General features: G+C 41.4%; 9 protein-coding genes. 6 read left to right on the forward strand and 3 right to left on the reverse strand.

Annotated elements, in window-relative coordinates; all coding sequences use genetic code 11:
• Positions 1-2: 2 nt before the first annotated feature.
• Together RMZ43_RS22675 and RMZ43_RS22680 are read right to left on the reverse strand one after the other, a co-directional pair.
• A complete protein-coding gene (locus RMZ43_RS22675; RefSeq protein ID WP_322653047.1) occupies positions 3-1,073 on the reverse strand; it encodes a TIGR00730 family Rossman fold protein in 1,071 nt (356 codons plus the stop codon).
• 211 nt (positions 1,074-1,284) lie between these two features.
• Positions 1,285-3,054 carry a pentapeptide repeat-containing protein gene (locus tag RMZ43_RS22680; RefSeq protein ID WP_322653046.1) on the reverse strand — a complete coding sequence of 590 codons (1,770 nt, stop codon included), beginning with the start codon at positions 3,052-3,054 and terminating at the stop codon, positions 1,285-1,287.
• Between the two features lie 536 nt (positions 3,055-3,590).
• Here RMZ43_RS22680 and RMZ43_RS22685 point away from each other — a divergent pair.
• The 3 genes from RMZ43_RS22685 (at position 3,591) to RMZ43_RS22695 (ending at position 6,860) form a co-directional block, all read left to right on the forward strand.
• A complete protein-coding gene (locus RMZ43_RS22685) occupies positions 3,591-6,599 on the forward strand; it encodes a zinc-dependent metalloprotease (protein ID WP_322653045.1) in 3,009 nt (1,002 codons plus the stop codon).
• On the forward strand, positions 6,577-6,738 hold the full coding sequence (locus RMZ43_RS22690; RefSeq protein ID WP_322649239.1) for an element excision factor XisI family protein: 162 nt from the start codon (positions 6,577-6,579) through the stop codon (positions 6,736-6,738). The genes RMZ43_RS22685 and RMZ43_RS22690 overlap by 23 nt, the downstream gene beginning before the upstream one ends.
• A gap of 62 nt (positions 6,739-6,800) precedes the next feature.
• Positions 6,801-6,860: a hypothetical protein gene (locus RMZ43_RS22695; RefSeq protein WP_428850923.1), complete on the forward strand. Its 60-nt coding sequence runs from the start codon at positions 6,801-6,803 to the stop codon at positions 6,858-6,860.
• A gap of 59 nt (positions 6,861-6,919) precedes the next feature.
• On the opposite strand, the gene RMZ43_RS22700 is transcribed toward RMZ43_RS22695, so the two are convergent.
• Positions 6,920-7,651, reverse strand: a complete 732-nt coding sequence (locus tag RMZ43_RS22700; protein WP_322653044.1) for a DUF1995 family protein — start codon at positions 7,649-7,651, stop codon at positions 6,920-6,922.
• Positions 7,652-8,036: 385 nt separating this feature from the next.
• Between RMZ43_RS22700 and RMZ43_RS22705 the strand changes: the two genes are divergently transcribed.
• The 3 genes from RMZ43_RS22705 to RMZ43_RS22715 all read left to right on the forward strand — a co-directional run bounded on the left by RMZ43_RS22705 (position 8,037) and on the right by RMZ43_RS22715 (position 12,142).
• Positions 8,037-9,842 (forward strand): ABC transporter ATP-binding protein, encoded by a 1,806-nt coding sequence (locus RMZ43_RS22705; RefSeq protein WP_322653065.1) that lies wholly within the window; start codon positions 8,037-8,039, stop codon positions 9,840-9,842.
• Positions 9,843-10,008: 166 nt separating this feature from the next.
• Complete coding sequence (locus tag RMZ43_RS22710) at positions 10,009-10,626, forward strand: Uma2 family endonuclease (RefSeq protein WP_322653043.1); 618 nt, start codon at positions 10,009-10,011, stop codon at positions 10,624-10,626.
• Between the two features lie 172 nt (positions 10,627-10,798).
• Positions 10,799-12,142 carry a deoxyguanosinetriphosphate triphosphohydrolase gene (locus tag RMZ43_RS22715; RefSeq protein WP_322649236.1) on the forward strand — a complete coding sequence of 448 codons (1,344 nt, stop codon included), beginning with the start codon at positions 10,799-10,801 and terminating at the stop codon, positions 12,140-12,142.
• Positions 12,143-12,211 lie beyond the last annotated feature (69 nt).

The raw sequence follows: 12,211 nt of genomic DNA on the forward strand, positions 1-12,211 counted from the left end.
ATTTACTTTCTTTCTGGATGTGCTGCATCCTCTGGTGAAGGAGTACCCATCCGGTTAATTGTGGCAATCATCTGATACAAACGCCCCAAGTCACGTTGATTGAAGTACAAAATGAGTCGGGGTAGTTCAACAGTTTCATCTTGTGCTTCTTGAGGTAATGCCTGACTTTTTTCAATCCGTCCTTGAATAATAATGTCGCTGAAATTAGCATTGAGTTGCTCTACCTGAGCATCTGATATATCTGTCTTCAGACGGATGACTAACTTCCCACCTACATATCGAGAAGAGTGATAAACCTGGTAAAAACGTGTAATAGCATCACAAGCCACATCCACATTATCTGTCACCGTGTAAAGACTGGGGTCTTCAGGACTGACAAGACCATTTTGCACTAGTTGCTTATCAACATATTCGCTCCAAGACCGCCAATAATCACCACCAGGGCGATCAATTAAAACTAGAGGTACAGGGCCAAATTTGCCAGTCTGGCTTAATGTCATGCATTCAAAAGCTTCATCTTGAGTGCCAAAGCCTCCCGGAAACAAGGCTACAGCATCACTTTCTTTAAGGAGAAACAGCTTGCGGGTAAAGAAATATTTGAAGTGAACTAGCTTAGGATCACCTTCTATAAAAGGGTTCGCCTCCTGTTCAAAGGGTAACTGAATATTTAATCCAAAAGAATTTTCTCGCCCAGCCCCTTCATGACCCGCCTGCATGATTCCACCGCCACCGCCGGTCATCACCATAAATCCTAATTGAGAAACAGCACGACCAAACTCAACGGCCATTTCGTATTCTGGTGTATCTGGTGCTAGACGCGCGGAACCAAAGATAGTGACTTTGCGAACGTGTCGGTAATCATAGAAAAGCTGAAAACCGCGCTCCATATCTGCTAAGGCAGCCGACAAGATTTTCCAATCAAGACGTTCAATTTCGGTATCAGCTAGACGAACAATAGTGGCAAGTGCTTGCTGAATAAATTGCCGATTTTTTAATGTCGGTAAGCGAACGATCAATTCAGCGATATCCGCCTGTAAAGACTCTAATGTGTCAAAAGACGCAGATGAGGTCATGAGAACTGCTGCAACAATGGCACTATATTTTACGTGAACTACTCACACTCTAGCAAGCGGGAATAGGCTTCTGATGTACATTTAGCATACTTAGAACTGATTTTGATGTAGTATTGGTCATTACTCAAGCTGAGATGCCCATCTTTTCACATTAGAACTCGGAAGTTCGTTTTCAAGCTTGGGTTTTACTTTCTCCCTCATCTCTCTCATCTCAATTCAATCCCAGTTCTTCCTTCAACGCCTCCGGCACATTAACTGCTGTCTCTAATCCCCGCACACCTTCCCACTGCTGCTTTTTACCCCAGGTCATTTTTTCCATGTTGGCATCGCTGAGGTCAGCCCCACCGAGAATGGCATAACTTAGATTACTGTGGCTAAGATCCGCACCATTGAGGATAGCACCACTGAGGTTACTGCCACTGAGGTTAGCATTGTTAAGGTTGGCATAGCTGAAGTCTGTACCGAACAGGATAGCGTCGGTGAGGTCAGCACCACTGAGGTCGGCTTCGCTAAGAATCACCCCACTAAGATCGGCTTCGTTGAGGATTACCCGACTCAGGTCTACACCACTAAGGTCTGCTCCTAAGAACATTGCACCGTTGAGTCTAGCGTCGTTAAGCTTGGCACCGTTAAGTTTGGCATAGCTGAGGTCAGCAGCGATGAGGATAGCATCACTAAGGTTGGTACTGAAAAGAATTGTGTCGCTAAGGTTAGTACCGTTAAGGATGGCGTGACTCAAATCAGCACCACTGAGGTCGGCACGACAGAGGTCAGCATGGTTGAGGTTGGTACTGCGGAGGTTGGCTTCACTAAGATTCGCACCAAAAAGGATAGCGTTACTTAAGTCGGCATGGCTAAAGTTAGTGCTGCTGAGGTCGGCGCGGTTGAGGTCGGCGCGGTTGAGGTCGGCGCGGCTGAGGTTGGTGCTGCTAAGGTCGGCGCGGTTGAGGTCGGCGCGGCTAAGGTTGGCACAACTAAGGTTTGCACCACTCAGGTTAGTGCTGCTGAGGTCGGCACCAGTGAGGTTTGCACCGCTTAGGTTTGCACCACTCAGGTTGGCATCGCCGAGATTAGCGCCGCTAAGATTGGCACCACTGAAGTTTACGCCAGTTAAGTTGGCATCACCAAGATAAGCAAGGCTGAGGTCAGCGCCTCTAAAGTCTGCACCAGTTAGGTTGGCATCGCCTAAATAAGCACTTTTAAAGTTGCCGCCTCTGAGAAATTGCCCGACTATACTGCTAAAATTGCCGATTTCCAAGGCATCGCTATAGTTGATGATCCGTAGTAGCTGGGATGTGAAAAAATTGTCTGTGTCTGGTTGAGCAGATGCATAGAAAGTAATTTTTTGTTTGAGTTCATCTCGCTCTTGGGCGTAGCGGTGTAACGCTAACAGTAAAATTAGTACGTTTAGCCCTGCATATATGTCAACCTGTCTCAGCCCGATCGCAATATTTTGCGCCGCTAACTTTAACATTGTTTTCTGAGGTAAGTTATCATCTGGTGTCTCATCGATGAATTTTCCCTGACACCAGCGATGATAAAAATCTTCTAGCCGCCAAAAAAGCAGTTCTGGGCGAATTTTTTGACCATTAACAGCCGATTCCATTAGTTGGTTGACTATTTCTGGTTTTAAAGCTCCATTGCCCAGTAAATCATAAATCTCTTCATGCATCTGGCGATCGCACACTCTAAAGCAGAACCCAGAAGATAATGTGTTTAATGCCCCATCGCCGATCTTATAAGTCAAACCGCTCTTTGTTATTGCCCATTTTTCTAAGCTTTCTTGCAGTCTTTGAAACCATAAATCTTCCTGTAAATTATCTTGAGCAAATTTAACGTTTTTATAAGGTTCTTTAATACTTTTTCCTTGAGGTAAAACTGCTTCGGTTTTTACAGATGTAGTCTTTGGCATCTCTTCTAACCTTATATCCCTCACATAATTTCTCAGCAGTTGCCAAACTTGAGATAAATATGTTGACATTTCTGTGTCCGTTGTTACATTTAAATTACTGTTTTGATAATTCTGAATTAAAAATTTATCTATGCTAGTTTCCTTGCCATTGTCAAAAATTAATAGTATCAATAAATACTACACGAAAAATCTTATAGGTTGGCAATTTCTCTAATGGTTTACACCAACTTCGTGGTGTTTCTGGAAGGCGGCTTCTCAGTAACACGTAGTAATCTCAAGCCTCTTCTCCTGATGAAATAAAGTATCATCAGAAAAATTATTTCAAAAATCAAGTAATTTTCTACCTTTGGCTAATTTGCTATGCTTTTTTCCCACAATATTTACAAGTCTGATGTAAAAATAATACTTACTGTTTGTGAGAGTTGCAATTGTTAGGAAAAATTCTACTGTACAACAGCATGAACATTGCGTAAAAAGAGCAACTAAAATTGAAGTCTAACTTAACAGCTTAATCTAAAGCATCTAAGAGAATCGACAAAAAGCAGGCTACATAGCTTTGCAAAAGTTAAAAATTAACTACGAAATAACTATCGGGGATACAGGGGATGAAGAACAGCTTAACTTTTTATATTATTTTGTTACATAGTTTGTTTTTAGGAATAGCAACGGCTAGTGCTAAGTCACCGTCTGTTAAGATTGATACATTGTCAGGCAATCATAAAGCTGTGCGGGTTGTAGAAACCTTAGTTACAACCAGAAGTGGAGAGAAATCTAATAGTCACTTAACAATAGAGACTCCTTCAACTAAAACCTCAGCATTATCGCTAAATAACATCAATATTGCTCAGGAAAAGAGGCTACCGTCAGGGCAAGTTTGGGTAGTTAATCAAAATAAACATGCACAGCCTCAACCATTTATTTGGGTGGTGAAAGACCTTAAAAAAGCAGGACAGCAACCATTATTGCAAGTTGCAAAACCCGCAGAAAAGCCTAAACCTAGCAAAACCCCAACAGCAAAGGATGATTTAGAGCCATTTGATGAAGTCATCAAAGACACTCAAAAGTCAGGGGGATTGTTTACTTTATATCGTAATAAAGAAAAGAATAAAATTTATTTAGAAATTAAGCCAGAGCAACTCAATAAAAATTACCTAGCTACAGCAACCCTGGAATCAGGTATTGGCGAACGGGGTATTTACAGTGGTATGCCTCTGCAAGATTTTTTGTTTTATTTCCAACGGGTAGATGATAAATTAAACTTTGTGATCCGCAATGTTAATTTTCGCACTCGTGAGGGAGATCCCCAAGTGCGATCGCTAACCCGGTCTTTTAGTGATTCTGTTCTCTACAGCATTTCCCTTAAAAGCATTCATCCACAACGCAAAACTCTTCTTATCGACTTGGGAGATTTGCTACTAACAGATTTAGGTGGATTATCTGCAAGTTTAGGAGTTCCAGCAACAACAGACCAATCTTATTTTGGTACTGCTAAAGCTTTTCCCCAAAACTTAGAAATTGAGTCAGTTTTAAATTTCTCCGGTAGCAGCGATCATGACAGTGAAGTAGCAAGCTTTGCATCGTTAGCTGACAACCGTGGTTATACCTTGCGCGTTCACTATAGTCTTTCGCAACTACCTGATAAAGATTATCGCCCGCGCCTTGCTGACGATCGCATCGGTTATTTCATCACCGCCTACCAAGATTTATCCAAAGACGATCGCGGCGATTCTTTTGTCCGCTACATCAATCGCTGGAATTTGGAAAAACAAGACCCGAAAGCAGCAATTTCTCCACCCAAAAAACCGATTGTCTTTTGGATTGATAACGCTGTTCCCTTAGAGTACCGCGATGCTATCAAAGAAGGCGTTTTAATGTGGAACAAAGCCTTTCTCAATGCTGGATTCAAGGATGCAATTGAAGTCCGCCAAATGCCAGATGATGCCACATGGGATCCAGCAGATATTCGCTACAACACCATTCGCTGGATCAACACAGTCGATGGTTATTTTGCATTGGGCCCATCTCGCGTTAACCCATTGACTGGGGAAATTCTGGATGCGGATATTCTCGTAGATGCCAGCTTTGTGCGGGAACTTAAGAGTGAGTATCACAAAATCGTTCAACCTAGCCAAACTGAAAATCGCACTACTTTATCAGCTTTGATGCAAAATCGTCTACTTTGTAGCAATGGTTTAGATGCGAAAGATAATGGTAAGCCCCAGCAGACGCAAACACAACAGGGGTTGTTAAATCGTTTATCGAAAATGGCAGGCGAGTACGATTTATGCTACGGGATGGAAGCTGCTAACCAGTTTGCCTATGGTTCACTAGCAATGTCACTGCTGCCAGATACCATGGCCACTCCAGACCATGTGAAAGAATATATCAATCAATATTTACGTTTGATTATCGCTCACGAAGTTGGACACACTCTTGGTTTACGTCATAACTTCCGTGGTAGTACAATGTTACCACCCGACGAGATGAATAATACGGAAATTACCAAAACTAAAGGTTTGACAACTTCGGTGATGGATTATATTCCGCCCAATATTGCCCCTCAAGGTACAAAACAGGGAGATTATTTTCCCAGTATGGTGGGGCCTTATGATGAATGGGCGATTAAGTATGGCTACATCCCAATTCAAACATCAACTCCCATAGCAGAAAAGCCAATTTTAGAAGAAATTGCTGCACAATCCTATAAGCCAGAGTTGAGTTATTCTACAGATGAAGATATGTATGACCTTGACCCAACAGTTGATGCTTGGGATAACAGTGGCAATGTCCTGCTTTATTCGCAGTGGCAATTGAATAATTCGCGGGTGATGTGGGAACGCCTTGATAAACGTTACCCTATGGCTGGTGATAGTTACAGCGATGTGAGCGAACGTTTTAGTACAGTATTAGGTAACTATTTTCAGCAGATATATTACACTACAAAATACATTGGCGGACAGTCTTTCTATCGCATCCATCCCAGCGAAATACCCTCTGGAGTAAGCCAACATCGATTACCATTTGAACCAGTACCAGTTGAAAAACAACGACAAGCTTTAGAAACACTGCAAAAGTATGTATTTGCAGAAGATGCCCTCAGCTTTTCACCAGAACTACTGAATAAATTAGCACCTTCCCGTTGGCGGCATTGGGGTAGTACTCCGCAAGTTGGTCGTTTGGATTTTCCAATTCATGACTTGGTGTTGTTCATGCAAGGTTCTGTGTTGCGAGATTTACTCTCAGGCGATCGCCTCTCTCGCCTCAAGGATATTGAACTGAAAACAAAGCCAGAAAATGCACTAACTTTGCCTGAACTATTTGACACTTTGCAATCAGATATCTGGACAGAAGTAATCAAACCAAAAGGTAAACCAATGAAGATTGCTAGTTTGCGGCGAGGCTTGCAACGGCAATACCTAGATATTTTGACGGGTATGGTATTGCGAAAAGAATATGTCCCAGAAGACGCCCGGACTTTGGCGTGGTATAAACTTAAACAACTAGATGAGAAACTCAAAGGAGTTAATTCAGATGATGAATATACCAAAGCGCACTTACTAGAAACGCGCGATCGCATTGAGAAAGTCTTAAATGCGCCGTTGCAAGCGAATTAAAAAAGTTGTAGAGACGCCATTAATCGCGTCTCTTTGGCAAGATCATTACCAATTAATATACATTGGCTGGCAAAATAGACAGAGGGTTTTTGGCCCTGTAATGCGTTTTGATATCAAAAACGGCAAGATTTGGATTTAGTGGAATGGTACAGAAGAGGATATCGGTAAGCAATTAGTGGCTATGGGAGTACCAAACACGATATTGTAGTTGGATTTCACCCACCTTACATCCAGCAGTATACGGATTATGCTGTAAGTTAATGACCACTCAAAATGAGGCAGCAGAAGAGAAACTTTTCTCCTGCTACCTCTGCATTATCCTAACTACTCAACGCTTTTAAAAACCGTTGCAAACTTTTAAACACATTAGGCTTTCTCGCAGGTGTCCCATCTGTTGTTTGCGGTTGTCCCTTTAAAAGGATAAGATCCAACTCATCACCCGATGGCCTTTTGGGTAATTCGGCAATTCTTTTATATTCGCCGTCGGTTTCTAGCCAAACTTCCCATTGTCCTGGGTAGGAGCGATACACGGCGGTTTCATCGTCTACAGGGCGAAGGTAATAGGCAGATTCAATAGTACTGAGAAAACGATCGCGGATTTTTCTTGCTGTATAACCAATACCTACAGTTCCAGCATCTTCTAAGCGGGGATTTAACAAGACTAAAGGGCGATCGCCTATGACTTCACATAACTTTTCCAACTGCGGTACTTCTACAGAAGTGGGCGCGATGAATAAGAAAATTTCATCCTCTGGCTGAATTTTTGTTTGCAAAGAAGCAGCCCTTCCCGTACCAATATCCAAAACTTGAAATGGTGCATCACCCCAATCGCGTCGGGCTAAAGCCGCAGCACCAGCGTCAGCAAAGAAAATCTTCAAACGGGAACCATATTCTGTAAACAGTGGCAGAAATTGTTCCGCTACCGGCATAAACTTGAGTTCTGGGAACAGGAACTCAACTTGTATACGAGTACAACCATCTGCAAGCGCAGCTTGGACAGCTACACGAGATTGAGCGATCGCATCTTCAAGAGTATTGGGAAGTTCACTCATGGTTTATTATGTGGGTTTAGCATTACTCCCATTGTTCCAGTATTAGCTCTTATTGAGTAGGCAGACGATGACAATCAACTCTAGGATATATCCCTCAAGCACAACGTGCCCTCTCGAACCAACTCGATAAAGTTTTTTCTTTCTTTGTATGAAACCATCTTGGGGTTGGGGAGAAGGTAAGAAAAGTGATTTGTATCAATCCTTTGGTGAAATGGTATGACTATCCCAAATCAAGACCCCAACAAGTTTTTAGGTTTTAACTTTGAGTTTTCAGCGAACATTGTTAGAAAAATGTAAAATTAATAAAGATTTAATAGAGTCAGGAAGATCCGCCCAAGCTGGGGTATCTCGCGGCAATAAAGATGAAGATTAAAAAAAAAGAAATATCCTGCCCCAATCGCTGACAGTTTTCCGGTACAGTGGACGGGCTGTAAGTTTAGTATGGACTACTAGCCGATCGCTTACTATTCTTCTGGCGAGTTTAACAATAGTTGCTGGTCTTTTACCGGCGGCGATATCATACATCAGTAAGTTAATTGTCGATGCAGTGGTAGTTGCATCTCAATCTAACTCACACAATGGTTTTGTCAATATTTATCCTTCCCTATCTTATGTAGGATTAGAAGCGATCGCTGTAATTTTACTAGCAGGTAGTCAACGGGGAATCACCATTTGTCAGTCATTATTGCGGGCGCTAATGGGTCAGCGAGTGAATGTACTCATCTTAGAAAAGGCGCTGACACTCGATCTTAGGCAGTTTGAAGACTCAGAATTTTATGACAAATTGACCAATGCGCGACGAGAAGCATCAGTTCGTCCCCTTTCTTTAGTAAACCGCACCTTTGGGTTAGTGCAAAATGCCCTTTCTCTTTTCACCTACGGTATTTTATTAGTAAATTTCTCAGGTTGGGCAGTGGTGGTGCTAATTTTGGCAGCTATGCCTGTATTTATTTCCGAAACAAAGTTTGCTGGAGAAGGCTTTCGCTTGTTTAGTTGGCGTGCGGCAGAAACTCGTCAACAGCACTACTTAGAAAATCTACTAGCAAGAGAAGATTTTGTCACAGAAGTCAAACTTTACCAACTGGGAGAGATGTTGCTAGAGCGTTACCGCAACCTGTTTGATCAACTCTATGGCGAAGACCGCGATTTAACTCTCCGGCGAGGATTTTGGGGGTATCTTCTAAGTTTAGTTAGTACTGGTGCTTTTTACCTAGCTTATGCTTGGATTGTACTGGAAACAGTGCAAAGTAAGATTTCCTTGGGAGATATGACAATGTATCTCACTGTGTTTCGCCAAGGACAGTCTACTTTTTCCAATGCCCTCACTTCTATTGGAGGAATGTATGAAGACAACCTATATCTATCAAATCTCTATGATTTTCTGGAAGAAGAAGTACCAAAATCTTGGGGTAAGGCAACTATTGGTTTAAATCCTCAAGATGGTATCCGTTTTGAAAACGTATCATTTACTTATCCAGGAAGTTCTAAGCCAGCATTGAGAAACATTTCGCTGCATCTCAAACCCAGAGAGAAGCTAGCAATTGTAGGTGAAAACGGTTCCGGTAAAACTACCTTAATCAAACTACTTACCCGACTCTACACCCCTGACTCTGGGCGAATTTTCTTAGATGGCTTGGATTTGCAAGAATGGGATGTGGATGTGCTGCGGCGTCGCATTGGTGTGATTTTTCAGAACTTTGTCCGCTATCAGTTTACTGTAGGGGAAAATATTGGCGTGGGCGATGTAGAACATCTCGAAAACAAAACCTTTTGGAAAACTGCTGCTGAAAAAGGGATGGCGCAATCTTTTATTGACCAATTACCCCAAAGCTTCCAGACTCAACTTGGTCGTTGGTTTAAAGGAGGACAGGAACTTTCGGGGGGACAGTGGCAGAAGATTGCTTTGTCTCGTGCTTTTATGCGATCGCAAGCAGATATCTTAGTGTTAGATGAACCAACATCAGCAATAGATGCCCAAGCTGAGTTTGAGATTTTCAATCATTTTCGCGCTATTACTAAAAATCAGATGGTACTTTTGATTTCCCATCGCTTCTCAACAGTACGAATGGCTGACAAAATTCTAGTAATAGAAAACGGGGAAGTTATAGAACAAGGAACTCACGAAGAATTATTAGAGGTTGGAGGACGTTATGCCAAATTGTTTCTGTTACAAGCAGCTGGTTATCAATAGTATGTGAAGCTTTTTTGTGAATTGAGATAGCGATGCCTACGGCGGTCTGCGCCTACGCTCACTTTATACAAAGCATATAACATCTCTATCTAATCACGTTAAACTGTTGATTAAATATGGGTCACTAGACACTCCGTATCGTTAAACATTGCTACCTGATAAAATTATGCAAATAACAAAACAGCGATACTATACCCCAGAGGAATATTTAGAGCTAGAAGAAGCTGCTGACTACAAAAGTGAATACATTGATGGGCAAATAATTCCTATGGCGGGTGGAACAATAAATCATAATCGGATAGCTGGTAATTTCTATGCTGTGTTAAACTTTGCCTTCAGACAAGAAGAATACGAAGTGTTTAACAGCGATATGCGTCTTTGGATACACCAAAAGCGTATCTACACGTATCCAGATGTGACAGTAATAGCCAGTGAACCAGAATTTTTCAACAACCGTACAGATATTATTACAAATCCCCAAGTTATTGTTGAGGTTTTGTCTAAATCTACTAAAAACTATGATCGCGAAGATAAATTTCAGGCTTACCGAACTATTTCTACTTTCCAAGAATACCTATTAATTGATCAAACACGGATTCATGTAGATCAATTTTCCAAAACTGGGAAAAAGCAATGGACGCTTCGTGAATATGATGAAGAAGATGAAGCGATCGCACTTGTAACCGTACCCTTTGAGATTTCACTACAGGATTTATATAACAAAGTTAAGTTTGAGCCTGTTGAGTCCGAAGGGGAAAGTGCTGATATTGAGGAATTGGGGTAAGTGCGATCGCTTGATTTGATTTGATTAGAGTAATGAGAAATGTGGTTATTACTTAAATTAATTTAATAATATATAATAAATTTTACTTTTGAATAAGTAGGGTTACAGTGTGGCATTGCCGATTGCTTCTAGCTAATAGGCATTGTATAACCTACTTTGACATAACACAGCAATGATGGATTGGAAGAAACTCCTGACACCAAAAAGACTTGGCAAAACTGAGGTAGAAAATCTTCAGTTTGATCGTACTCCCTTTCAGAGAGACTATGATCGCCTAGTGTTTTCCTCACCTTTTCGTCGTCTCAAAGATAAAACTCAGGTTTTTTCTTTGTCCACAAATGATTACATTCGTACTCGTCTCATTCATAGCCTTGAAGTGTCTTGCGTCGGTCGTTCCCTTGGCAGAATAGTGGGTGAGGCAATTGTAAAAAAATATGAGTTTAATCAGGATGGGTTACGTGCTTCAGACTTTGGTGATATCGTATCTGCTGCTTGTCTAGCTCATGATATTGGAAATCCACCCTTTGGTCATTCTGGAGAGGACGCTATTCGTACAGGATTTGAATCGTGGTACAACACTGTTAACCATGTAGGAGAAGAACTTCTCAGCAAGTCTCAAAAAGCTGACTTTGATTCATTTGAGGGTAATGCACAAGGCTTTCGTATTCTAACCAAGCTTGAAATGCCCCCTAGAAAAGGCGGAATGCAACTAACCTGCCCAACTTTAGCTGCTTTCACAAAGTACCCTAGAGAATCTTCTCTACCAAAATCTATTTTTAACGGTTACTCAGGTAAAAGTGTTAAAAAATATGGTTTCTTCCAGGGAGAAAAAGATTTATTTGCTGAAGTAGCAGAAACGGTTGGTCTAATTCGCCGTCATGATAATGCAGCATGGTGGTCTCGACATCCGCTTGCTTTTCTTGTTGAAGCAGCTGATGACATTTGTTACTCAATTGTTGATGTAGAAGATGGCCATCGTATGGGTTACATCCCATTTGACAAAACTAAGGAATTACTGAATGTAGTTGCAAATATTGCAAATAAAGATATTCAAGGACATGGTGAAAGCAATACAGAAATAGTTAAGCGATTGCGGGCTTTAGCTATCAATAAACTCATAAATGAGGCAAGTGATATTTTCCTAAAACATGAAGAAGATATACTTTTTGGAGAGTTTGATAAAGACTTGTTATCTCTAAGCACTTATGTAAACCACCTAGAAGAAATTGGAAAGGAAACTCGCGCGGCTGTTTTCCAACATTCTGATGTTGTTAGTATCCAGATTGCCGGGTATGAAGTTTTAGGGAAACTATTTGCTGAATTTGTTAATGCCGTCCTGCACAATAGCAAGAAAGGCAATTTGGTTTATCATATGCTTCCCAAAGAATATAACAATCCGAATTCAGACGAAGATACCTATAATAAAATTCTTAGAGTTACAGACTATATCTCCGGTATGACTGATTCTTACGCTACCAGTTTATTTCAACAATTTAGCGGTATTTCTTTGGGATAAAGTGACAGTGATCGCCCTCTCCCCACCATCCCCCACCAACTTCGATAAAATCACTATGGTGCTACTTAA

The sequence above is a fragment of the Nostoc sp. CmiVER01 genome (assembly GCF_034531135.2).
Classification (GTDB): Bacteria; Cyanobacteriota; Cyanobacteriia; order Cyanobacteriales; family Nostocaceae; genus Nostoc.

What these genes read in the sequence shown, in the direction of transcription:
- RMZ43_RS22715 (WP_322649236.1), top strand. Translation starts at nt 10,799, where the DNA reads ATGATGGATTGGAAGAAACTCCTGACACCAAAAAGACTTGGCAAAACT.
- RMZ43_RS22680 (WP_322653046.1), bottom strand. Translation starts at nt 3,054, where the DNA reads ATGTCAACATATTTATCTCAAGTTTGGCAACTGCTGAGAAATTATGTG.
- RMZ43_RS22700 (WP_322653044.1), bottom strand. Translation starts at nt 7,651, where the DNA reads ATGAGTGAACTTCCCAATACTCTTGAAGATGCGATCGCTCAATCTCGT.
- RMZ43_RS22710 (WP_322653043.1), top strand. Translation starts at nt 10,009, where the DNA reads ATGCAAATAACAAAACAGCGATACTATACCCCAGAGGAATATTTAGAG.
- RMZ43_RS22675 (WP_322653047.1), bottom strand. Translation starts at nt 1,073, where the DNA reads ATGACCTCATCTGCGTCTTTTGACACATTAGAGTCTTTACAGGCGGAT.
- RMZ43_RS22685 (WP_322653045.1), top strand. Translation starts at nt 3,591, where the DNA reads ATGAAGAACAGCTTAACTTTTTATATTATTTTGTTACATAGTTTGTTT.
- RMZ43_RS22690 (WP_322649239.1), top strand. Translation starts at nt 6,577, where the DNA reads ATGCGCCGTTGCAAGCGAATTAAAAAAGTTGTAGAGACGCCATTAATC.